The 21,245-nt window shown below is 64.9% G+C and carries 21 protein-coding genes; 6 read left to right on the forward strand and 15 right to left on the reverse strand.

Annotated features, from left to right (window positions below; all coding sequences use genetic code 11):
- Positions 1–90: 90 nt before the first annotated feature.
- From pssA to JKG68_RS02670, 4 genes are all read right to left on the reverse strand, one after another.
- Positions 91–939 (reverse strand): CDP-diacylglycerol--serine O-phosphatidyltransferase, encoded by an 849-nt coding sequence (gene pssA / locus JKG68_RS02655; RefSeq protein WP_202055579.1) that lies wholly within the window; start codon positions 937–939, stop codon positions 91–93.
- Positions 940–1,074: 135 nt separating this feature from the next.
- The gene (locus tag JKG68_RS02660) at positions 1,075–1,776 is read right to left on the reverse strand and encodes a phosphatidylserine decarboxylase (protein WP_202055581.1); all 702 of its coding nucleotides are present in this window, start codon (positions 1,774–1,776) and stop codon (positions 1,075–1,077) included.
- 167 nt (positions 1,777–1,943) lie between these two features.
- Positions 1,944–3,863, reverse strand: coding sequence for an ABCB family ABC transporter ATP-binding protein/permease (locus JKG68_RS02665; RefSeq protein WP_202055583.1), 1,920 nt, complete (start codon positions 3,861–3,863; stop codon positions 1,944–1,946).
- Between the two features lie 105 nt (positions 3,864–3,968).
- Positions 3,969–5,276, reverse strand: coding sequence for a LysM peptidoglycan-binding domain-containing protein (locus JKG68_RS02670; protein ID WP_202055588.1), 1,308 nt, complete (start codon positions 5,274–5,276; stop codon positions 3,969–3,971).
- A 127-nt stretch (positions 5,277–5,403) separates the two neighbouring features.
- Here JKG68_RS02670 and JKG68_RS02675 point away from each other — a divergent pair, with 127 nt between their 5' ends.
- Entirely contained in the window at positions 5,404–6,012 is a 609-nt protein-coding gene (locus tag JKG68_RS02675; RefSeq protein WP_210346199.1) for an LOG family protein, read from the forward strand.
- 22 nt (positions 6,013–6,034) lie between these two features.
- On the opposite strand, the gene JKG68_RS02680 is transcribed toward JKG68_RS02675, so the two are convergent.
- The 6 genes from JKG68_RS02680 to cysS all read right to left on the reverse strand — a co-directional run bounded on the left by JKG68_RS02680 (position 6,035) and on the right by cysS (position 10,561).
- Entirely contained in the window at positions 6,035–6,274 is a 240-nt protein-coding gene (locus JKG68_RS02680) for a hypothetical protein (protein ID WP_202055590.1), read from the reverse strand.
- A gap of 77 nt (positions 6,275–6,351) precedes the next feature.
- Entirely contained in the window at positions 6,352–6,801 is a 450-nt protein-coding gene (locus tag JKG68_RS02685) for a DMT family transporter (protein WP_202055592.1), read from the reverse strand.
- Between the two features lie 37 nt (positions 6,802–6,838).
- Positions 6,839–8,434, reverse strand: a complete 1,596-nt coding sequence (gene cimA, locus JKG68_RS02690) for a citramalate synthase (protein ID WP_202055594.1) — start codon at positions 8,432–8,434, stop codon at positions 6,839–6,841.
- The gene (locus tag JKG68_RS02695; RefSeq protein ID WP_202055596.1) at positions 8,431–8,940 is read right to left on the reverse strand and encodes a GNAT family N-acetyltransferase; all 510 of its coding nucleotides are present in this window, start codon (positions 8,938–8,940) and stop codon (positions 8,431–8,433) included. Before JKG68_RS02695 ends, cimA begins: the two co-directional genes overlap by 4 nt.
- The gene (locus JKG68_RS02700) at positions 8,940–9,095 is read right to left on the reverse strand and encodes a hypothetical protein (RefSeq protein ID WP_202055598.1); all 156 of its coding nucleotides are present in this window, start codon (positions 9,093–9,095) and stop codon (positions 8,940–8,942) included. Before JKG68_RS02700 ends, JKG68_RS02695 begins: the two co-directional genes overlap by 1 nt.
- The gene (gene cysS, locus JKG68_RS02705; RefSeq protein ID WP_202055600.1) at positions 9,092–10,561 is read right to left on the reverse strand and encodes a cysteine--tRNA ligase; all 1,470 of its coding nucleotides are present in this window, start codon (positions 10,559–10,561) and stop codon (positions 9,092–9,094) included. Before cysS ends, JKG68_RS02700 begins: the two co-directional genes overlap by 4 nt.
- A 293-nt stretch (positions 10,562–10,854) precedes the next feature.
- On the opposite strand from cysS, the gene JKG68_RS02710 reads away from it, so the two are divergent.
- Complete coding sequence (locus JKG68_RS02710; protein WP_202055602.1) at positions 10,855–11,178, forward strand: hypothetical protein; 324 nt, start codon at positions 10,855–10,857, stop codon at positions 11,176–11,178.
- A 12-nt stretch (positions 11,179–11,190) separates the two neighbouring features.
- Here JKG68_RS02710 and JKG68_RS02715 read toward each other — a convergent pair whose 3' ends face one another.
- Positions 11,191–12,072, reverse strand: coding sequence for a LysR family transcriptional regulator ArgP (locus JKG68_RS02715; RefSeq protein WP_202055604.1), 882 nt, complete (start codon positions 12,070–12,072; stop codon positions 11,191–11,193).
- Between the two features lie 97 nt (positions 12,073–12,169).
- Between JKG68_RS02715 and JKG68_RS02720 the strand changes: the two genes are divergently transcribed.
- Entirely contained in the window at positions 12,170–12,784 is a 615-nt protein-coding gene (locus tag JKG68_RS02720; protein ID WP_202055606.1) for a LysE/ArgO family amino acid transporter, read from the forward strand.
- Between the two features lie 174 nt (positions 12,785–12,958).
- Here the strand turns inward: JKG68_RS02720 and JKG68_RS02725 are convergent, their stop codons facing one another.
- Both JKG68_RS02725 and JKG68_RS02730 read right to left on the reverse strand, forming a co-directional pair.
- Entirely contained in the window at positions 12,959–13,465 is a 507-nt protein-coding gene (locus tag JKG68_RS02725) for a CreA family protein (RefSeq protein ID WP_202055608.1), read from the reverse strand.
- 63 nt (positions 13,466–13,528) lie between these two features.
- A complete protein-coding gene (locus JKG68_RS02730; protein ID WP_202055609.1) occupies positions 13,529–13,912 on the reverse strand; it encodes a VOC family protein in 384 nt (127 codons plus the stop codon).
- Between the two features lie 155 nt (positions 13,913–14,067).
- Here JKG68_RS02730 and JKG68_RS02735 point away from each other — a divergent pair, with 155 nt between their 5' ends.
- The 3 genes from JKG68_RS02735 (at position 14,068) to JKG68_RS02745 (ending at position 17,533) form a co-directional block, all read left to right on the forward strand.
- Positions 14,068–15,198 (forward strand): DUF2865 domain-containing protein, encoded by a 1,131-nt coding sequence (locus JKG68_RS02735; protein ID WP_202055610.1) that lies wholly within the window; start codon positions 14,068–14,070, stop codon positions 15,196–15,198.
- A gap of 605 nt (positions 15,199–15,803) precedes the next feature.
- Positions 15,804–16,775: an ABC transporter ATP-binding protein gene (locus tag JKG68_RS02740; protein WP_202055611.1), complete on the forward strand. Its 972-nt coding sequence runs from the start codon at positions 15,804–15,806 to the stop codon at positions 16,773–16,775.
- On the forward strand, positions 16,772–17,533 hold the full coding sequence (locus JKG68_RS02745; RefSeq protein WP_202055612.1) for an ABC transporter permease: 762 nt from the start codon (positions 16,772–16,774) through the stop codon (positions 17,531–17,533). The genes JKG68_RS02740 and JKG68_RS02745 overlap by 4 nt, the downstream gene beginning before the upstream one ends.
- A gap of 65 nt (positions 17,534–17,598) precedes the next feature.
- On the opposite strand, the gene gltX is transcribed toward JKG68_RS02745, so the two are convergent.
- Positions 17,599–18,954, reverse strand: coding sequence for a glutamate--tRNA ligase (gene gltX, locus JKG68_RS02750; protein ID WP_210346195.1), 1,356 nt, complete (start codon positions 18,952–18,954; stop codon positions 17,599–17,601).
- A 245-nt stretch (positions 18,955–19,199) separates the two neighbouring features.
- A complete protein-coding gene (locus tag JKG68_RS02755; RefSeq protein ID WP_202055613.1) occupies positions 19,200–20,933 on the reverse strand; it encodes an NAD+ synthase in 1,734 nt (577 codons plus the stop codon).
- Between the last annotated feature and the right edge of the window lie 312 nt (positions 20,934–21,245).

Genomic DNA, 21,245 nt, shown 5'->3' on the forward strand with positions numbered 1-21,245 from the left:
CACACTCCAGGATCCCGCCGGATCCTTCGAGAACACTCACAGGGGCATAGGGCTACGCCCGGTCACAACATGGCACCGGACGCGAACGAATCAAGCAAGAGGCGTCTCCTGCTCGGACGGAGCTTGGCGGGCCTCTGCGGCCTGCATGGCATCGGCACGCGCGAGCTGCCGATAGCGCATGACGCTGAACGGGATGGAGCCCAGGAAGCAGACCGTGATCACGGTCAGCATCTCGAACGGAAAGCTTACCAGCAGGCCGAAGGCCGCAACCGACAGAACGAAAATCGGCAGAACCCACTGGCGGGGAACCTTCAGGCCGATGGTCTTGCCCGAGTAGACAGGGATCGTGGACACCATCAGGAACGCAAGGCCCAGCAGATAGACCAGCGCGATGGGTGCCGCCGCCGCCCCCACGGAAACCCCGAGGAAGGACAGGTAGAGCGGCAGCATCGAGGTCAGAGCGCCTGCGGGCGCCGGCATGCCGGTAAAGAAGTTTTTCTTCCACTCCGGGCGATGAGGATCGTCCAGCATCACGTTGAAGCGCGCCAGGCGCAGGGCCATGGCGATGGCGAAGACCAGAACCGCGATCCAGCCGAGGGCCTTCAACTCGTTCAGCAGGAAGCTGTAGAGGATAAGGGCCGGCGTCACGCCGAAATTGACGAAGTCGGCGAGGGAGTCGAGTTCCGCGCCGAAACGCGATGTGCCCTTCAGGAGACGGGCGACCCGGCCGTCGACGCCGTCCAGGAAAGCCGCCGCCACGATGGCGATGACCGCCGGCTCGTAGCGCCCCTCGAAGGCGAGCCTGATCGCCGTGAGCCCCAGGCAGAGGGCGATCAGGGTGATGATGTTGGGAACGATGACGCGGAACGGGACGGGCTTGAAGAGCCGCTTGCGCGGCTCGTCCGGGTCCGGGGCGAAGGGGGGGAAAAGATCGCTCATGGCGTGAAATCTAGGGTTTGCCAGCTTGACAGGCAAGTTTGCTCGGAGGTGTTTCCCTGTGCATGGAAACACCTCTTCGCTTTGTTGCACCACGTTTTTTGGCGACGAGCCGGGGCCGCTTCGCCGGAAAGTGCTTTATCCAACCCGGTACTGCCGGGCAGGCTCGTTCGCCGTGAGGTCGGCCAGCACCGTCTCGCCCGCAACCGCGGTCTGGCCGAGACCGACGAGCACCTGGGCGCTCATGGGCACGTAGATGTCGAGCCGCGATCCGAAACGGATCAGGCCGAAGCGCTCGCCGGTGCTCAACGCTTCGCCCACCTTGACGAAGGACACGATCCGGCGCGCCACCAGACCGGCGATCTGGACGACGCCGATCTTGGTGCTTGCCGTCTCGATGACGAGGGCATTGCGCTCGTTGTCCTCGCTTGCCTTGTCGAGCTCGGCGTTGAGGAAGAGGCCTGGCGTGTAGAGAATCTGGGTGATCCGTCCGGTGACCGGCGCACGGTTCACGTGGCAGTCGAACACGTTCATGAAGACCGAGATGCGGGTCATCGGCTCGGCCGGCAGATCGAGCTCGGCCGGGGGGACCGCGGTGGTGATCAGGTTCACCCGGCCATCGGCCGGCGACACCACGAGGCCTTCGCGGATCGGCGTCACCCGCGGGGGATCGCGGAAGAAGTAGCAGACCCACACAGTCAGGATCGTGCCGATCCAGCCCAGGGGCGACCACAGCCACGCCAGGACGATCGTCGCAAACAGCGCGATCAGGATGAAGGGATAACCCTCCTTGTGGATCGGCACGAAGATGCGGCGCATCGATTCCAGGATATCGGTCATATTATCTCAAGCCTTCAGAGCGCCAGCGCATCGTGCGGGAAAGTGGATCCGGTTTCCCGCAGCAACGATGCGCCAAGCTAAAAATAAGTGTCGGAGGGGTCTCAAAAGTGGAAACCGCTTATGGGACCGATACCTCAAGGTGGGGATGGCAGGCGGAAGGGTTTCCGTCAACCTGCCACGCCTTCGCTTTCCTCCACCTGCTCCGCCTCTTCCGCTCGCTTGAGGGCTTCGCGAGCCTGATCGGCCTCGCGCTGGCGGTTCCACATGGCGGCATAGACCCCGCCGAGGCTCAGCAGGCTCGCATGGTTGCCCCGCTCGACGACGCGGCCCTGATCGAGCACGATGATCTCGTCGGCTCCGATCACTGTGGACAGGCGATGGGCGATCACCAGGGTGGTGCGCCCGCGGCTGACCCGATCGAGAGCGTCCTGGATTTCCTTCTCGGTGAAGGTGTCCAGGGCAGAGGTCGCCTCGTCGAGCACCAGGATCGGGGGGCTTTTGAGGATCGTCCGGGCAATGGCGACGCGCTGCTTCTCGCCGCCGGAGAGCTTGAGGCCGCGCTCGCCCACGGGCGTGTCGTAGCCCTCAGGCAACTGGGCGATGAAGCGGTCGATCTGGGCGAGGCGGGCCGCCTCCTTCATTTCTTCAGGAGTCGCATCCCATCGACCGTACTGGATGTTGTAGCCGATGGTGTCGTTGAAGAGCACCGTGTCCTGCGGCACCATGCCGATGACCTTGCGCAGGGATGCCTGCTGCACATCGGCGATGTTCTGGCCATCGATGAGGATGCGGCCGCTGGTGGGCTCGTAGAAGCGGAACAGCAGGCGGGAGATGGTGGACTTGCCGGCGCCCGAAGGGCCGACGATAGCCACCGTGTGCCCTGCCGGAACCTCGAAGCTTACGCCTTTCAGGATGGGACGCTCGGGAATATAGGCGAAATGCACGTCCTCGAAGCGCACCACGCCTTGCGCCGCCTGGAGCGGCTTGGCGCCCGGCTTGTCCTGGATCTCGGGGTTGCGGTCGATCACGGCGAACATGTCGTCGATGTCGATGAGGGCCTGCTTGATCTCGCGATAAAGCATTCCCATGAAGTTCAGCGGGATATAAAGCTGCACCAGCATGGCATTGACGAGCACGAAGCTGCCGATGGAAACCCGCCCCGCCATGATGTCCCGCGCCGCCAGGACCATCACGATGGCCATGCCGATGGAGAAGATCACCGCCTGGCCCGCGTTGAGAACGGCAAGCGACGTATAGGTCTGGGTCGAGGCCCTCTCGAACTTCTCCATGGAGCGGTCGTAGCGGGCGGTTTCCCGCTGCTCGGCGCCGAAATATTTCACGGTCTCGTAGTTCAGGAGCGAGTCGACTGCCTTGGTGTTGGCGTCCGTGTCGGAATCGTTCATCTGCTTGCGGATCGAGATCCGCCACTGGGTGGCCTTGTAGGTATAGGCGAGGTAGACGACCACCATCACGAGAACGACCAGGGAATAGATCCAGTCGAATTCCCAGGCCAGGATGCCCAGGACGAGCAGGAACTCCAGGATCGTCGGCAGGAGGGTGAGCACCACCAGACGCGACAGCTCCTCGATCCCCTCCCGGCCGCGCTCCAGCACGCGGGTCAGGCCGCCGGTCTTGCGTTCCAGGTGGAAGCGCAGGGAGAGGCGGTGCATGTGCTCGAAGGTCTGCAGCGCCAGCTTGCGCACCGCATGCATGGCAACCTTGGCGAACAGGCCGTCACGAACCTGCGTGAGCACGGCCATGAGGATGCGGGTGACGCCGTAAACCAGGGTGAGGAGGATCGGCGCCCGCCAGAGCCAGGAGCCGGCGGTCGCCGCTGCCTCGGTCGGCTGATTGCCGTTGCTCGTGACGGCCACGAGCGCGTCCGTCGCCCATTTGAAGGCGAACGGCGTCACCATGGTTACCCCCTTCGCCACGAGGAGCAGGCCGAAGGCCAGGAAGACGCGCCGCTGGAGATCCGGGCGCCCGTGAGGCCATAGATAGGGCCACAGCTTCTTCCAGGTAGCAGCCAAGCCGTTTGGCTTCGGCGCGGCGGCGCTCGTCGACGGGACGGCGGTGGAGGGAGGCATACGCGAGAATCCGGTTGAAAGGTTGGACCTCGATATAGTCGATCGGCGAGGTGAATTCACCCCGCATCCGCATTTGTTCGACGGCGATAGGCCCGTGACGGCAGATTAGTTGCTCTTGGGCTCCTGATCGCCGGGCAGGACGAAGACCTGCCCCGGATAGATCAGGTTGGGATTGCGGATCTGCTCCTGGTTCGCGCCGTAGATCATCGTGTACCGGAAACCCTTGCCGTATATCCGCTGGCTGATGCGCCAAAGATTGTCGCCGCGGGACACAAGAGCCGTATTGATGCTGGGGATCACAACCGTTCCGGCATCGGCGACCTGCCCGCTGGGCAGGGCCGAGGCCACTTCGCGGCGGGCCTGCGGCTGGGCGGCTGCGGGGCTAGGCGCGGTCGAGCGACCGGCCACCTGCGGCTGTGGCTGCACTGCCGCCACCTGCGCGGGCACGTTGAAGCCGACCTCGGCCCGGGACTTCACCTGTCCCGAAACCGGATCCACGTCGTCGAGGCGGATCCGGTAGTCGCCAGGCTTCACCCCTGTGCCGATGGAGAAGGACACCTTGCCGTCCCCGCCGGAGCCGCCGGGAGCGATGAAGCTTTCGTTCAGATACAGGCGGACGGTGGCACCAGGCGCCGACAGGCCGGACACGAACAGCCTGCCCTCCTCCGCCTCGACGGTCACGATCTTGATTTCCGGACGGGCGGTCGGCTGCGCGGGAGGAGCCGGGGGAGAAACCGGCGGCGCGGCGCCGGCCTGCTGCTGGGCCGGAGGCGCGGCAGGCTTGTCTTCCGCAGTCTTGGCGTCCGGGACGGGCGCCTCGGCCACCTTGGGCTCCGGCGGCTCGGGGTTGGACAGGATCACGGTGGGCTTGTCGGGGGACGTCAGGGTCACGAGAGGCCGCGTCTTGGCATCGGTGATGACCACCGTCACGTTCTGTTCGGAGCGCTGGCGGGCTCCGTCAGGAGCAATGGATTGCAGCGCCACCTGATGGGATCCCGGTGGCAGGGGCGGCGGTACGATCGCGAAGAGGCCAGAGGCATCGGCGACCGCACGGGCGTGAACCTGATCGCCCCTGAGAAGCTCGATGGTTGCCCCCGGCGCCGCACGGCCGGCGATCACGCTCTCGCCGTCCGGCTCGACGCGCACCAGGTCGAAGGTGGGGATGATGGGAGCGTCGCGCGGTGGAGCCGGCGGTGCATTCGGCGCGGGAGGCGCCGGCAGGGCCGCCTGCTGACCCGGCGCACTGGACACTGGGGCTGATGGCTGGGCCGGCTGAACCGGAGCCGAGGCCTGGGAAGATGCCGGCTGATCCGACCAGGACCAGTAGAATACGCCAAGGAGAACCGCCACGACGGCTGCGGCGGCAGCCCCGAGAAGCGCGATCGTTCCTTTGATCTCTTTTGGGTGCGCCATGACGCTTTTTCTCAACCGGGCACTTTCCGCCATTTAAACCGTTTATCTTTCAAAAGGCTACGGCCATAAAGGACAAAATATGCTCTACGACTCAGCGCGGGAAGCTCCCCGCTCCCCCGAAATTTCCATGGCAGCCATCAAACCCATCAAATCCATCTGCGTCTATTGCGGCTCCGGCTTCGGCGGCGATCCCATTTTCACCGAAAATGCGGCGGCACTGGGCCGTTCCATGGCCGAGCAGGGGATCAACCTTGTCTATGGAGGCGGCAATGTCGGCCTCATGGGCACCGTCGCTCAATCGGTCCTCGACCACGGCGGTTATGTCACAGGAATCATCCCGGATTTCCTGAAGTCACGCGAGAAGCTTTTGGACGATGTGCAGGAAACCATCGTGGTTCCCGACATGCACACCCGCAAGCGCCTGATGTTCGAGAAGGCCGACGCCTTCGTGGCCCTGCCGGGCGGGATCGGCACCCTGGAAGAACTCGTCGAGCAGATGACCTGGTCGCAGCTCGGCCGGCACACCAAGCCGATCCTGATGCTCAGCACCAAAGGTTTCTGGAAGCCGCTTCTCACCCTGATCGCCCATATGCGCGAGCAGGGCTTCATCCGGCCCGGCCTGGAGCTGAACTATCTCGTGGCGGAACGGGTCGAAGAGGTGATCCCGATGATGGAAGCCGCCGCCCGACGGGTGGGCATCGTGAGCAACGAAGAGGCTATTGAGAGCCAGTTTTAAGCGCAAAGGCGATCTTGATGCCTTACCGGCGGAGCTGTTCTTTGCAGGCAGCTCCGTCTCGGCCTTTATCGAGGATACGGTCCAGCACCCTAAAGGCCAGCAAGATAACGGCTAGGCAGACTGCGAAAGTGATCTCAAATCCCCAGTCCATATCGAGAAGGCCAGCGAACTCCGCCCCCACGACGACTGAAGGCAGCGCCAGACCGACAAGCAGCAAAATCAATCTGGCCTTTGCTACAGGGGAATTGAGAAGATGCATCATGACCTCCTTTACGTTTCTATTATAACGTAAAGGTAGCCGATTGTTGCCTCGCCCCGGCGCCGGTGCGCGATGTGGTTCTACCCTGCCCGGGACAGGACGAGGCCGCCCAGGATCATGCCTGCCGCGACAAGCCGCTGCCACGTGATCGCTTGGACGGGGATCCCGAAGGCTCCCACCGCGTCCAGGACCAGCGCCGCCGCCACCTGCCCAAAGATCAGGGCCGCCACGGTGCTGACCACGCCGAGCTGCGGAACGCCCCAGATCACGACCGCGACATAGAACGCTCCCAGAAAGCCACCGAGCCAGGACCACCAGGGGGCCGAGGCCATTGCGCCGCCCGATGGCCAAGCGCCCCTGAAGGCGCTGATCACCCCCAGAACGACAAAGCCGATCCCGAACGAGATGCAGGCCGCCAGCACCGGGTCGCCAAGCGTCCGTGCCAGCGCCGCATTGATGGGCGCTTGGGCAGCGAGAAAGATGCCGCCGAGCACGATGCCCAGGAGAGGCAGCAGAATCGAAAGGGTCATGGGTTGGCCTGCGCCGGAGATCGTGGTGGCGCCTGATCTAGAGCGCCGCTCCGCCCTTCAAAAGCTTGTAGATCATGGAGTCGGTGAGCGCCTGGAACGAGGCGTCGATGATGTTGGGCGAAACGCCGATGGTGGTCCAGCGCTCTCCCGATCCATCGGTGAACTCGATCAGGACGCGCGTCACGGCGTCCGAGCCGCCCTGGTAGATGCGCACCTTGTAGTCCACCAGCTCCAGATCCTGGATCAGGTTCTGATACTTGCCGAGATCCTTGCGCAGGGCCACGTCCAGCGCGTTTACCGGGCCGTTGCCTTCGGCCGCCGAGATCAGCACCTCGTCGCCTACGCGCACCTTCACGATGGCTTCCGAGGCGGTGACGAGTTCGCCGACCGCGTTGAAGCGGCGCTCCACGTTGACCGAGAAGCGCTCCACGTCGAAGAAAGCCGGCACCTCCCCCAGCATGCGCTTGACAAGCACGTAGAAGGAGGCGTCCGCGCCTTCGAACGCAAAACCCTCGGCTTCCTTGCGCTTCACCTCGTCGAGCACGCGACCGATGCGCGGGTCGCCCTTTTCGAGCGCGAAGCCGCAGCGCTTCAGCTCGGCCAGAATGTTGGATTGCCCGCCTTGGTCGGACACCAGGACCTTGCGCGCGTTGCCGACGATTTCCGGCTCCACATGCTCGTAGGTGCGCGGGTCCTTCAGCACGGCCGAGGCATGGATGCCGGCCTTGGTGGCAAAGGCGCTGGAGCCCACGAAGGGCGCGTGGCGGTTCGGCTGGCGGTTGAGGATCTCGTCCACCTGCCGGGACACATGGGTGAGCTGGCTTAAGCTCTCGTCGGTGACGCCGAGATCGAAGCGGGCGGCATAACCGTCCTTGAGCTTCAGGGCGCCGATCAGCGTGATCAGGTTGGCGTTGCCGCAGCGTTCGCCGAGGCCGTTGAGCGTGCCCTGGATGTGCCGGGCGCCTGCCTCAACGGCAGCAAGCGAGTTGGCGACCGCGCAGCCGCAATCGTCATGGGCGTGGATGCCGATATGCGCGCCTGGTACATCTCTGGTAACAGTTGTCACAATCTCTGACACCTCATGGGGCAGCGTGCCGCCATTGGTGTCGCAGAGCACGACCCAGCGCGCGCCGGCCTCATAGGCGGCCCTGACGCAGGAGAGCGCGAAATCCGGATTGGCCTTGTAGCCGTCGAAGAAGTGCTCGCAGTCGACGATCACCTCGCGGCCTCGGGCAACGGCGGCCTCGACGCTGTCCTGGATGCCGGCGAGGTTGTCCTCGAGCGTCGTCTCGAGAGCCACATGGACATGATAGTCCCAGGCCTTGGCGACGAAGCAGATCGCATCGGCCTGCGCTTCGAGGAGCGCCGCGACGCCAGGATCGTTCGACACGGAGCGCCCTGCCCGCTTGGTCATGCCGAAAGCCGTGAATTTGGCGTTCTTCGTGCGCTTCTCGGAGAAGAAGGCGGTGTCGAGCGGATTCGCGCCCGGATAGCCGCCTTCCACGTAATCGATGCCGAGCCTATCGAGAAGCGTGGCGACCGCCCGCTTGTCGTCCAGCGAGAAGTCGACCCCCGTGGTCTGCGCCCCGTCGCGCAGGGTGGTGTCGAAGAGATAGATCCGCTCGCGGCTCATGAGGACAGTTTCCGGTCTTCTTGCGGCGCGAGGCGCTTTTCCATGGTGGTGTTGGCCAGCCATTCATCGCCTAGGGAGAGCGTGGTGCGGCGCTGGGGCTGGAAGCCGTGTTTCTGGAAAAATGGCTGGGCGTTGTCGCTCACCTCCGCCACGAGCCGGGTCGCCCCGCGGGCGCCGGCCAGCTTCTCGACAGCGGCGTAGAGCATCGTGCCGATCCCCTGTCCGGCCACGGCCGGATGCACGTGGAACAGCTCGATCAGCTCGTTGTCCTTGAGGCAAATGAAGCCCACGGGCGAGCCTTCGACGGAGGCGATCAGGGTCAGGCCCTGGGTGAGCTTCTGGGCGAAGGATTCGTCCCCGGAGAGGGCCATCCAGGCTTCCTGCTGGCTCTCGCTGTAATCCTCGCCCGTCAGCTCCGCGATGCTCTCCTCGTAGATCTCGACGAGCACCGGCAGATCGGCCGGCAGAAAGGGGCGCAACCCCGGTTGCGGCATTGCCTGTCCCATCAGCGTGCTCTCCCATCGCTGCCTGTGCGGCCCATATGCCGCATGTCTTGGCCGGACTTGTCCCGGCCATCTCTGTTTGAGGAACGCCACGCCTTCGGGATCGGGTTCACCGCCGCGAGGCCGGCGATGACGGTGGAGGATGTGCGGGCGTTCATCGCGCCACCTCCCAGGTTGTGGTGCCGTCCTTGTTGTCCTTCACCACGACGTTCATCGCGGCGAGCTGGTCGCGAATGCGGTCGGACTCGGGCCAGTTCTTGGACGCACGCGCCTCCTTGCGGGCGACGATCAGGGCTTCGACCTGGGCAGGGTCGACGCTGAGGGCGGCCTGCCTGCGCGCCTTCCAGGCGTCCGCTCCTTCGAGCAGGAAGCCCAGCGCGCGAAGATTCGCGCCGAGTTCCTCGTGCGCGCCCCGCCCGTCGAGAGCATGAAGCTCCGCCAGCATCTTCGGCGTGTTGAGGTCGTCCGCAAGCGCCTCGACGACCAGATCCGAGAGGAAGGCGGCCTCAGCCCTTCCGACCAGCTCGTACCAGCGGTCGAGGGTCCTCTCGCTTTCCTCGAGCCCCTTCACCGTCCAGTCGATGGGCTGGCGGTAATGGGTGCGCAGCATGTTGAAGCGCAGCACCTCGCCGGGCCAATCCTGCAACAGGTCATGGATGGTGAAGAAGTTGCCCAGCGACTTCGACATCTTCTCGCCTTCCACCTGCAGGAAGCCGTTGTGCATCCACACATTGGCCATGCGCGTGGTGTCGAAGGCGCAGCAGCTCTGGGCGATCTCGTTCTCGTGGTGCGGGAAGACGAGGTCGATGCCGCCGCCGTGGATGTCGAACACCTCACGCTCCGCCGGATCGGCGCAGGTGAGCCGCGTCTCGAAGGCCTGCACCAGGTGCCGCCACGCCATGGCGGAGCACTCGATGTGCCAGCCCGGGCGGCCCGGCGTCGCGATGCCCGCAGGCGAGGCCCAGGCGGGATCCTGCGGGCCGGACGGTTTCCAGAGCACGAAATCCATGGGGTCGCGCTTGTAGGGCGCCACGTCCACCCGGGCGCCGGAGAGCAGCTCGTCGAGGGAGCGCTTCGAGAAGGCGCCGTATTGGGGAACGTTGGGCAGCCTCCCCATGGCCGAGACCGAGAAGAGCACGTGGTCCTCGGCCACATAGGCCGCGCCCCGCGCGATCAGCCGCTCGATGATCATGCGCATCTCGTCGATATGCTCGGTGGCGCGCGGCTCGACGAAGCGCGGGGGCTGGCCTTCCTCGTTCACGTCCTCCGGCATGAGCACCCCCAGCGCCCTGATGTCGGCGTGGAACTGCTCCTCGGTCTTAGCCGTCACGACGCGGATCGCCTCGTTGTGCGGCAGCTCCGGGTAATCCCGGGCGGCGCGGGCGTTAATCTTGTCGTCCACATCCGTGATGTTGCGCACATACGTCACGGCTTTCGTGCCGTACACATGTCTCAGCAGACGGAAGAGAAGGTCGAAGACGATGATCGGGCGGGCGTTGCCGATGTGGGCGTAGTCGTAAACGGTGGGTCCGCAGACGTAGAGGCGCACGTTTAGGGGGTCGATCGGGACGAAAGCGTCCTTCGACCGGGTCAGCGTGTTGTAGAGCCTCAAGCTGGTCGCCATGAAACCAAGTCCCTGTCAGGCCGCAGGCCGGAAGGCGGTTTCGATCTTGGAATGAGAACGAGACGGCTCCAGCCAGCGAAGTGCGCTAGCCGCAAATAATCCCGGAAATGAGGATCGTTGCCGTGTTCATACAGCCATCAATGCCTTTTCGGCCCAACGGCGTCAAGGTTTCCGATTCGGTAAGCATGTTTAATTTGCACAGCTGCATGAAACGCGTTCTGCCCAAGCGCGTTAGAGCTTTGTTCACGCACGCTCGTGGCATAATAGCCCGAGTTCAAACAAAGAGGTCTACGATGCGCCGCGCATTCGCCATGCTCGGAATGGGTACTGCTGTGTTCTTTGCTGCCGCGTCCCTGACGCTGCTCCCCAATGGCACCCAGGCCTCTTCGACCGAAGCCAGCTTCATGGTGCCTGCCGCGGACGGCTATGGCGTCGCGGAGTGTCTTATTGGAAACCAGAGTTGTGGCCAAGTTGTGGCGGACAGCTGGTGCGAGGCTCACGGTTATTCCAAGGCTACTTCCTTCCGGCAGATCTCCCCCGACGAGATCACGGGAACGATCCAGAAGGCATCCCTGAACATTCAGGAGCGCCCGGTCTCGATCACCTGCTCGAACTGAGCGTCCAGGCGTTCAAGCCTGCGCCAAGAGGCTACGGGCCGTCTCCCGCACGGCCCGGGTCACATCCCCCAGCAGAGGACCGACGATCCGGCTCTGCTGCCAAAACAGCGGCACCTCCAGGGGTTCGGACGGCTTCAGGGCCACCAGCCTTCCAGCCCGGAGATGCTCCTGAACCAGCGCTTCCGGGTTCATCCCCCAACCCAAGCCCGCAAGAGCCCCATCCACGAAGGCTTGCGACGAGGGCAGCCAATGGACCGGCGGTCTGACATCGAGGCCCAGGGCCTGTTGCACCCAGAGCGCCTGCAGCCGATCCTTCTGGTTGAAGATCAGGCAGGGCGCGCGGGCAACCGAGGGCGCATCCAACCCTTCGGCAAACCACCGCTCCATGAATGCGGGGCTCGCCGTCGCCACATACCTTAAGGATCCCAGGGAATAGCAGTTGCAGCCCTGAATCGGCTTCCCATACGAGGTGACGGCCGCCACGACCTCCCCGCGCCTGAGCCAGTCGGTGCTGTAGTCCTGATCGTCCAGAACGAGGTCGAACAGGAAACCTTCCGTGCCCGCCATGGCGGGAATGAACCAGGTGGCGAGGCTGTCCGCATTCACGGCGATGCGCAGGGTCACGGGCCCGGCTTCGGGCTCCAGGCCCGGAAGACCCCCTCGCAGCGAGCTTTCGAGCAGGGCCACCTGCTCCACATGCTGGCACAGGCGCTGCCCGGCCTCGGTTGCCAGGCAGGGCTGCCCCCGCAGGACCAGAACCGTGCCGATCCGCTCCTCCAGGAGCTTCACCCGCTGGGAGACGGCCGGCGGGGTGACGTTCAGCCGATGGGCGGCACGCTCGAAGCTGCCGGTTCGGACCACGGCCGCAAGGGCCGACAAAAGGGCATAATCCAACTTCGGATTAGAAATTCTAAATCTGCCTTATGGGGTTTAACTTTTCTAATCCTAGGCGCTCGCCTACCACGCGTCGACCCGTTTCTGGAGCACCGACGTGACCGCCCCTCTCCTTGCCGGCTTCCTGCTCGGCCTCAGCCTGATCCTGCCCATCGGCGCCCAGAATGCCTTCGTGCTGAGAATCGGATTGCGCGGCGAGCACGTGTTCGCCGTCTGCCTCGCCTGCGCGCTTTCGGATGCGGTGCTGATCCTGGCGGGTGTGTCGGGCTTCGCCCAGATCGCGGCGCGGCTGCCCTGGGCCGAGATGGCCATGCGCTATGCCGGGGTAGCCTTTCTGGTCGTCTACGGAGCGCGGAGCTTCATGGCGGCGCTCCGGCCAAGTGACTCCCTGCGGCCGTCGGACTCGGCGCCGGCAGCGCTCGGCCGCGTGGTCCTCACGTCCCTTGCCCTCACCTGGCTCAATCCGCACGTCTACCTGGACACCGTGGTCCTGATCGGCTCGATCTCGACGCAGTTCGACGAAGGCAAGAGGTGGTTTGCCGCCGGGGCCATGCTGGCCTCCTTCACGTTCTTCTTTTCCCTCGGCTTCGGAGCCAGGCTGCTGAAGCCGCTCTTCGCCCGCCCGGTCACCTGGCGCATCCTCGACATCGCCATCGGCCTCGTCATGTGGGCGACCGCCGCGAGGCTTCTGATCCACGACAGCACTGTTTAGGGGCGGTTTTCAACCTTGTGAGGGCTGCAAAGCCGGAGCACGGGAATTCACCGCAAGAGCACGAGGCCGCTACAGCGCCCCTCTCCCGTGTGGGAGAGGGAGGAGCGTCCTGCCGGTTTCAGGGCTCACCCCGTCGAACGATCCCGCGCCTGCCCGCTATGGAGAAGCCGACCTTTACGAATTCATCCACTCGGCGCATTTCGGCGGGACTTCCGTGCCCCAGGGCATCAGGGGAACACTCGAGGTGGAGTTCTTGGGCGAGCCCTCGATGACCCTGTCCGAGTAGACCATGTAGACCAGGGTGTTGCGCTTCACGTCGCAGCCGCGGACGATCTGCATCTTCTTGAAGATCAGGGACCGGCGCTCGCTGAACACCACGTCGCCCTGGCCGAATTTCTGCTTGAACTTCACCGGGCCGACCTGCCGGCAGGCGAGCGAGATGTCGGACACCTCCTCGGCCATGCCGAGGGTGCCGGAAATGCCGCCCCGCTCAGGGGTCGTGTAGTGGCAGGCCACCCCTTCCACCACCGGATCGTCGAGGCCGTAGACCGCGAGCTTGTCGTCCGGGGTCAGCGCCCGCCACACGGTCGACTTCTTGAAGATCAGGTCGGGCTCCTGGGCAGCGGCACCGGTTGCCGCGCCTGCCGTCAGGGCCAGGGCCAAAGCGATTCGAGCGAGCATCTCTTTCATCCATCTCCACCGTCTTGCTGTCATGTGGGGATGGTGGAGGGCTTTGACGAGAGCCTACTCAGCGTGATGGCTGACGATGCAGACCTTGTTGCCGTCGAGGTCACGAAAATAAGCGCCATAGTAGTTCCGATGGTACTGAGGGCGCAGGCCCGGCGCACCCTCGTCGGCCCCGCCCCGCTCCAGGGCGGCGGCGTGGCAGGCATCCACGAGGCGGCGCTCATGGGCCAGCAAGGCGATCATGGAGCCGTTGCCGGCGCTGGGCTCCCCGCCGTCGAAGGGCCGCACGACCAGAAACTGCGGCCGCCCTCCGGGCAGGCCCCAGCCGACGATGCCGCCGCCCGAGAAGCGCACCTCGAGCCCAAGGGGAGCGAGCACGGCGTCATAGAACTCTCTTGCGCGGCCCAAGTCATTTGCCCCGATGGTCGTATGGGAGTACATGCAGGCTTCTCCAGCGGTCGCGGTTTTGGGAAGCTAGGTGGCTTTCCACGAAGCGGGCAAGGCGTTAATCACAATAGGGTCAAATTCCGGCGTCACATGATGGGCCTCCCTGGGCCGACAGCGCCGCAACGGACCTGAGTTCTGCGATCAGCTTCATGACAAAGACATCCTTCTTCCGCTCCCTTCTCGCCGCGGCGGCCTTCCTGGCCGCAGGCCAGGCCGCCCTTGCCCAATCGCCGGAATGCCAGCGCTTCCGGGCGGAGCTGGCCAATCTCGACCGCGGGGGCGGCGGCGGAGCGCCGACGGGCCAGATGCGGGCCCAGCGCGCGGAGATCAACCGCCTCGTCGGCTATTACCGCAACATCGGCTGCGAGCGCGGACCCCTCGGCTTCCTGGCAGGACCTGCGCCCGCCGAGTGCGGCTCCATCGCCCAGCAGATCCGCCAGCTCGAGGCAGGCTACGCCCGCCTCGCCTCGCAGGCAGTCGATCCGGGCGAGATCGACGCCCGGCGCCGGCAGCTCCAGGCTGCGGTCCAGCAGACTTGCTCCGCCGAGCCCCGCGGCTTCTTCGAATCCATCTTCGGCGCACCGCGCCAGCCGCAGCAGCAGCAGCGGCAGGAAATCATGCCCGAGGGGCAGCCCATCATCGCCGACGACGGACCGCCCTCCCTCGGCGGGGGACGCCTCATCTGCGTGAGAACCTGCGACGGCTCCTACTTCCCGCTCACCACCCCGCCGGGCGGCGGGCAGAGCGCCAACGAAATGTGCCAGGCCCTCTGCCCCGGCACGGAAACCCTCGCCTTCGCCTATCCGGGCGGCGACAACGGACTCAACCGGGCGGCCTCCCTGTCGGGCAACCAGCCCTACACGTCGCTGGCAAACGCCTTCAAGTTCCGCAAGACCTTCGACGAGGCCTGCGCCTGCAAGAAGCAGGGCGAGAGCTGGGCCGTGGTTCTGCGTAAGGCCGAGAGCATGCTCTCGCAGCGCAAGGGCGACATGATCGTTACCGCCGAGAAGGCGGAGGAATTGTCCCGCCCGAAGGCCGTGCAGGCCCGCAAGGCGGCGGAGAAGAAGGCCGACGACGAGGAGAAGGAAGCGGCCGAGGCCGCCGAAGCCGCGCCGACCGCCAGCAAGGAATCCTCCGGCATCGGCCCGCAGTCCATCGAGAACAACACCGTCGTGGGCCAGGGCGAGGGCGCGACCCGCGAGGTGGTCACGGCCGGCCAGAAGAAAACCGTGCGCGTGATCGCACCGGATCTGATCCCGGTTCCGCACGCGCAGAACTGACCGACATAATCGGGGTCGTCCGGGACGCGGATTCGGCGCTCGCCCTTGTCGTCCCCTGCGGTCCGTCAGGACCGGGAAGGGGATCCATCGGCGCGCCTGATCGTGGATCCCCTTCCCTCGCCTGCGGCTCGCCGGGGATGACAGCGGAGCGCTAACCTCAGTGTCATTCCCGGCCGGAGCGAAGCGGAGGGGAAGGGAATCCACATGCTAAGGATGTGAGTGGATCCCCCTCCCTCACTTCGTTCGCCGGGGATGACAGCCTCAGTGTCATCCCGGACGGCGGAGCCGATCCGGGATCGTTGAACGAGTAGAGCGCGTGTTTCCCTCCCCCGCAGGCCTCGGGCTTGCCCGAGACCTGCTCTTTGCAGGCGCATGTCGGGAACACCCGACATGCGACGGGGAGGGCCAGGGTGGGGGTGCCAGCGCCACACGTGGATAGGCGATCGCCCACACCCCCACCTCCAACTCCTCCCCACAAGGGGAAGGAGGGCTTCAGTGCCTTAACAGTCCCGGCGGAAAGCAGCTCTCGGGGCTTTCCCGAATCCTGTTGGGCCGGAGAGCACGTGCGCATTCCGCACCGCTTCCCGTCATGCTATCAGGCGGGCATGAAACCGCTCGATTCCCTTCAGATGCCCGGGCCCGTCGGCTCCCGGGAACCGATCATCGCCGTCTCGGACTTAAGCAAGACCTATGCGTCCGGCTTCCAGGCCCTGAAGACGGTCGACCTGGAGATCCGCCGGGGCGAGATCTTCGCGCTGCTTGGCCCCAACGGGGCCGGCAAGACGACGCTCATCAGCATCATCTGCGGGATCGTCAACCCGAGCACCGGCACCGTCACGGCCGACGGCCACGACATCGTCCGTGATTACCGGGCCGCCCGCGCGAAGATCGGCCTCGTCCCGCAGGAGCTGACCACGGATGCCTTCGAGAGCGTGTGGGCGACGGTGAAGTTCAGCCGCGGGCTCTTCGGCAAGCCGCCCAATCCGGCCTATCTCGAAAAGATCCTGAAGGACCTCTCCCTGTGGGAGAAACGCGACAGCAAGATCATGACGCTTTCCGGCGGCATGAAGCGCCGGGTGATGATCGCCAAGGCCCTGTCGCACGAGCCCAAGATCCTGTTCCTCGACGAGCCCACCGCCGGCGTCGACGTGGAGCTGCGGCGGGACATGTGGGAAATGGTCAGGAAGCTGCGCGAGAGCGGCGTCACGATCATCCTGACCACCCACTATATCGAGGAGGCCGAGGAGATGGCCGACCGGATCGGGGTGATCCGCAAGGGCGAGATCATCCTGGTGGAGGACAAGACCGTCCTGATGCAGAAGCTCGGCAAGAAGCAGCTGACCCTGCACCTGCAGAACCCGCTCGCCGCCCTCCCGGCCGACCTGCAATCCGAGAACCTGCAGCTCTCGTCGGACGGCACCGAGCTCGTCTACACCTTCGACACGCAGACCGAGGAGACGGGCATCGCGGGCCTCCTGCGCCGCCTCAGCGAGCACGGCATCGACTTCAAGGATCTGCAGACCTCCGAGTCTTCGCTCGAGGAAATCTTCGTCAGTCTCGTCAGGGGGCGCGCATGAACGTCTATGCCATCAAGGCCATCTATCTCTTCGAGATGGCGCGCACCTGGCGCACGATCATGCAGAGCATCGCCTCGCCCGTGCTGTCGACATCGCTTTATTTCATCGTGTTCGGCTCGGCCATCGGCTCGCGCATGGCCAATATCGAGGGGGTGAGCTACGGCGCCTTCATCGTGCCGGGGCTGATCATGCTGTCGATCCTGACGGAAAGCATCTCGAACGCCTCCTTCGGCATCTACATGCCGAAATTCGCCGGCACCATCTACGAGCTTCTGTCCGCTCCGATCTCGGCCATCGAGACCCTGATCGGCTATGTGGGGGCGGCGGCCACCAAGTCGGTGATCATCGGCACCATCATCCTGATCACCGCCCGGCTCTTCGTGGACTTCTCCATCGAGCACCCGTTGTGGATGATCGCCTTCCTGGTGCTGACATCCATCACCTTCAGCCTCTTCGGCTTCATCATCGGCATCTGGGCGGACAGCTTCCAGAAGCTTCAGATCGTGCCCCTGATGATCGTGACGCCGCTGGCGTTTCTGGGCGGCAGCTTCTACTCCATCAACATGCTGCCGCCGTTCTGGCAGACGGTCGCCCTGTTCAACCCGGTGGTCTACCTGGTGAGCGGCTTCCGCTGGAGCTTCTACGGCGTCGCCGATGTGGGCGTGGGGATCAGCCTCGGCATGACCCTCGTGTTCATGCTGATGTGTCTCGCTGGCGTCTGGTGGATCTTCAGGACGGGCTACAAGATCAAGGCGTAAACCCGCGCATCCGCCATGGCCGGGCTCGTTCCGGCCATGACCATGAAGAATGGGGCGCTCCCAGTTTAAGCCGCCTGCCCGGACAGGCGCGCCCTCGCCCGCTCAGGCCCGATCAGCGGAAGAAGCGCCGCCAGTTCCGGCCCGTGATCGAGCCCGGTGAGCGCGAGGCGCAGGGGCATGAAGAGCGCCTTGCCTTTCAGGCCGGTGGCGGCCTTCACGGCTTCGGTCCACGCCTTCCAGGTGGCGGCATCCCACGGCGCCTCCGGCAGAACCCCGGTGGCGGCCTCGATGAAGGCCCTGTCCTCGATGACCGGCGTCACCGGACCGCGCACCACCCTGGCCCACTCGGCCGCATCCTGAACCTTGGTCAGGTTGCTGCGCACCGCGTTCCAGAACGCCTCACCGGCATCCGCGTCCATCGCCGCAAGGCGCTCGCGCGCCACCTCATACGGCATTTCGTGGATGAGGCGGGCGTTGAGGTGCTCCAGCTCGCTCTCGTCGAACTTGGCGGGGGCGCGGGAGATGTGGGAGAAATCGATGAGGCGGGCGAGCTCGTTCAGGCTCGCGATGGGCCGCACGGCCTCCGCCGAGCCCACGAGCACGGCGAGCGACGCCACCGCCTGCGGCTCCAGCCCACCGTCGCGCAAACCCTTCACCGACAGGTGGCCGAGGCGCTTGGACAGCCCCTCCCCGCTTGCGGTGATCAGTAGGCTGTGGTGGGCGAAGGCCGGGATCGCCGCCCCGAGCGCCTCGAAGATCTGGATCTGCACCGCCGTGTTGGTGACGTGGTCCTCGCCCCGGATCACATGGGTGATCTTAAGGTCGATGTCGTCCACCACGGACGGCAAGGTATACAGATAGGTGCCGTCCTCGCGCACCAGCACCGGATCGGACAGCGAGCTGCAATCCACATGGCAGTCGCCGCGCACGAGATCGTTCCAGGCCACTTGAATGGGCTCGAGGCGGAAGCGCCAATGGGGCTTGCGTCCTTCGTTCTCCAACTTGGCCCGATCCTCGTCGGTGAGTTTCAGGGCGGCCCGGTCGTAGATCGGCGGCAGGCCGCGGGCGAGCTGGCGCTTGCGGCGGAACTCCAGCTCCTCCTGCGTCTCGTAGCAGGGATAGAGCCGGCCCACGGCCTTCAGCCGCTCGGCCGCAGCGTCATAGAGGCCGAACCGCTCCGACTGACGCACGATCACATCGGGCGCAATCCCGAGCCACCGCAGATCGGTTTCAATGGAATCCGCATATTCCTGCTTCGACCGCGCCAGATCCGTATCGTCGAAGCGCAGGATGAAGGTGCCGCCTTCCCGTCGCGCATAGAGCGCGTTGAGGAGGGCGACGCGGGTGTTGCCGATATGGATATGCCCGGTCGGGGACGGGGCGAAGCGAACGATGGGCTTGGAAACGATGGGCTTGGACATGGGCCAAACCTATGGCGAAGGCCGCGAAGGCGCGCAAGGGGTGGAGGCTATTTCCCCCTCCCCCTTGCGGGGGAGCGCCGGGTTGGGTGGTGCGGCTGAGGGAGACCTGAAGCCCGCGAGCATTTCTCCCTCTCCCGTTTGGGAGAGGGGATGCACAGCATCCGCGGTGTGCTTTCTGATTGGCGTGTGGAGTTCTGACCTTGCGACCCCGCACCGGTCCCTCCCCGCGAGGAGGAGGCAAAAGCCTATACGTCCGTCGGCCCTACCCGTGGCTTGCCGATGGCGCGCTCCAGGGCCTCGTCTTTTCCTTGCACCGCCATCCCCTGATCGCGGAAGCGGTTGACGATGGGATAGCGGCGGTCGCGGCCGAAGTTCTTGCGCGTCACCTTCACGCCGGGCGCCGCCTGGCGCCGCTTGTATTCGGCGATGTGCAGCAGGCGCTCCACCTTCCTGACCGTCTCGAAGTCCTGTCCCTTGGCGACGATCTCCGACACGCGAAGCTCCTGCTCCACGAGGCCGCGCAGGATCTCGTCGAGATCCTCGTAAGGAGGCAGCGAATCCTGATCCTTCTGGCCCTCGCGCAACTCGGCAGTGGGCGCCTTGGTGAGGATGTTTTCAGGGATCACGATGCCGTCGGGCCCGAGTGCGCCGGTCGGCTTCCAGCGGTTGCGCAGGGCGGACAGGCTGTAGACCTCCATCTTGTAGAGATCCTTGATCGGATTGTAGCCGCCGTTCATGTCGCCGTAGATCGTGGCGTAGCCCACGGACATCTCGGACTTGTTGCCGGTGGTCACCACCATGGAGCCGAACTTGTTCGAGATCGCCATGAGGATCGTGCCGCGGGCACGGCTCTGGAGGTTCTCCTCGGTGATGTCCCGCCCCCTGTCCTTGAACAGGGGCTGCAGCGCCGCCTCGAAGCCCTCCACCGGTTCTGCGATGGGCAGAATGTCGTAACGAACGCCAAGGGCCTTGGCGCAATCCTCCGCATCCTTGAGGGATTCGCCGGACGTGTAGCGGTAGGGCAGCATCACGCAATGCACCCGGCTTGGGCCGAGCGCATCGACCGCCATGGCGGCGCAGATGGCCGAGTCGATGCCGCCGGACAGGCCGAGCACGACGCCGGGAAAGCGGTTCTTCTCCACATAGTCGCGCAGGCCCAGGACGCAGGCCGCGTAATCGGCCTCCTCGCCCTCCTCCACCGTTGCGACGGGGGCGTCGCGGCAGATCCAGCCGTCCTCGCCCTTTTCCCAAGTGGTGAGGGCAACTAGCTCCTCATAGGCGGGCAGCTGGCAGGCGAGCGAGCAATCGGCATTCAGCACGAAGGACGCGCCGTCGAACACCAGCTCATCCTGCCCGCCCACCTGATTGAGATAAACCAGCGGCAGGCCGCTCTCCGTCACCCGCGAACTTGCAATGTTGAATCGCTCATCCGTCTTGCCGCGCCAATAGGGCGAGCCGTTCGGGACCAGAAGCATCTCGGCTCCGGTCTCGGCAAGGCATTCGACCACATCCCCGCTCCAGATGTCCTCGCAGATCGGAAGGCCCAAGCGGATGCCGCGAAAGTTGACCGGCCCCGGAAGAGGGCCGGGATCGAAATTGCGCTTCTCGTCGAAGACGCCGTAATTGGGCAAATCGACCTTGTAGCGCAGGGCGATGGCGCCGTTGTCGAGGAGCGCATAGGCGTTGTAGAGGGCGTCGTCCTCCCGCCAGGGCAGGCCGATCAGCATGCCCGGACCTCCGTCCGTCGTCTCGCGGGCAAGGCGCTCGAGCGCCTCGCGGCAGGCATCCTGGAAAGCAGGCTTCAGCACCAGGTCCTCGGCAGGATAGCCCGCCAGGAACTGCTCGGCGAACATGACAATGTCGGCGCCGAGGCGGGCGGCCTCCGCGCGGGCGTCACGAGCCTTCTGCTCGTTTCCGGCCACGTCGCCGACGATGGGGTTGAGCTGCGCGAGAGCGATCTTGAGCGTGTTCTGAGCCATGGCAAGAACGGATTTAGCGCGCTGCCGGGTGCGCAGCAATGCAAAGGGTAAAGCTTTCCCGTGAGTCTTCAACGCCGACGGGACCAAGCCGATCCGTGCTCTGCCTCCTGGATGATCGACCCCGCTGCACAGCCCAAGCTTTACTGGAACCCAAAACAGCCCAGTTCGTTGTTTTCATACGAAACAATGGGAGACTGACATGTTGAAAGGTGGCCTTCTTTGGCTCATCGGCATTCCGCTGCCGATCATTCTTATCCTCTTCTTCATGGGCTGGCTCAGCTGAGCCCGAATACCGGTAGAGTAGCGTTTGCG

This window comes from Microvirga aerilata, from assembly GCF_016743775.1.
In the GTDB taxonomy this organism is placed as follows: domain Bacteria; phylum Pseudomonadota; class Alphaproteobacteria; order Rhizobiales; family Beijerinckiaceae; genus Microvirga; species Microvirga aerilata.

Coding starts and splice junctions, on each gene's coding strand:
- JKG68_RS02665 (WP_202055583.1), bottom strand. CDS start 3,863: ATGCCTCCCTCCACCGCCGTCCCGTCGACGAGCGCCGCCGCGCCGAAG.
- JKG68_RS02695 (WP_202055596.1), bottom strand. CDS start 8,940: ATGGGACAGGCAATGCCGCAACCGGGGTTGCGCCCCTTTCTGCCGGCC.
- gltX (WP_210346195.1), bottom strand. CDS start 18,954: ATGTCCAAGCCCATCGTTTCCAAGCCCATCGTTCGCTTCGCCCCGTCC.
- JKG68_RS02735 (WP_202055610.1), top strand. CDS start 14,068: ATGACAAAGACATCCTTCTTCCGCTCCCTTCTCGCCGCGGCGGCCTTC.
- JKG68_RS02730 (WP_202055609.1), bottom strand. CDS start 13,912: ATGTACTCCCATACGACCATCGGGGCAAATGACTTGGGCCGCGCAAGA.
- JKG68_RS02755 (WP_202055613.1), bottom strand. CDS start 20,933: ATGGCTCAGAACACGCTCAAGATCGCTCTCGCGCAGCTCAACCCCATC.
- JKG68_RS02675 (WP_210346199.1), top strand. CDS start 5,404: ATGGCAGCCATCAAACCCATCAAATCCATCTGCGTCTATTGCGGCTCC.
- JKG68_RS02660 (WP_202055581.1), bottom strand. CDS start 1,776: ATGACCGATATCCTGGAATCGATGCGCCGCATCTTCGTGCCGATCCAC.
- JKG68_RS02680 (WP_202055590.1), bottom strand. CDS start 6,274: ATGATGCATCTTCTCAATTCCCCTGTAGCAAAGGCCAGATTGATTTTG.
- JKG68_RS02745 (WP_202055612.1), top strand. CDS start 16,772: ATGAACGTCTATGCCATCAAGGCCATCTATCTCTTCGAGATGGCGCGC.
- cysS (WP_202055600.1), bottom strand. CDS start 10,561: ATGGCGACCAGCTTGAGGCTCTACAACACGCTGACCCGGTCGAAGGAC.
- pssA (WP_202055579.1), bottom strand. CDS start 939: ATGAGCGATCTTTTCCCCCCCTTCGCCCCGGACCCGGACGAGCCGCGC.
- JKG68_RS02700 (WP_202055598.1), bottom strand. CDS start 9,095: ATGAACGCCCGCACATCCTCCACCGTCATCGCCGGCCTCGCGGCGGTG.
- JKG68_RS02670 (WP_202055588.1), bottom strand. CDS start 5,276: ATGGCGCACCCAAAAGAGATCAAAGGAACGATCGCGCTTCTCGGGGCT.
- cimA (WP_202055594.1), bottom strand. CDS start 8,434: ATGAGCCGCGAGCGGATCTATCTCTTCGACACCACCCTGCGCGACGGG.
- JKG68_RS02710 (WP_202055602.1), top strand. CDS start 10,855: ATGCGCCGCGCATTCGCCATGCTCGGAATGGGTACTGCTGTGTTCTTT.
- JKG68_RS02740 (WP_202055611.1), top strand. CDS start 15,804: ATGAAACCGCTCGATTCCCTTCAGATGCCCGGGCCCGTCGGCTCCCGG.
- JKG68_RS02725 (WP_202055608.1), bottom strand. CDS start 13,465: ATGCTCGCTCGAATCGCTTTGGCCCTGGCCCTGACGGCAGGCGCGGCA.
- JKG68_RS02685 (WP_202055592.1), bottom strand. CDS start 6,801: ATGACCCTTTCGATTCTGCTGCCTCTCCTGGGCATCGTGCTCGGCGGC.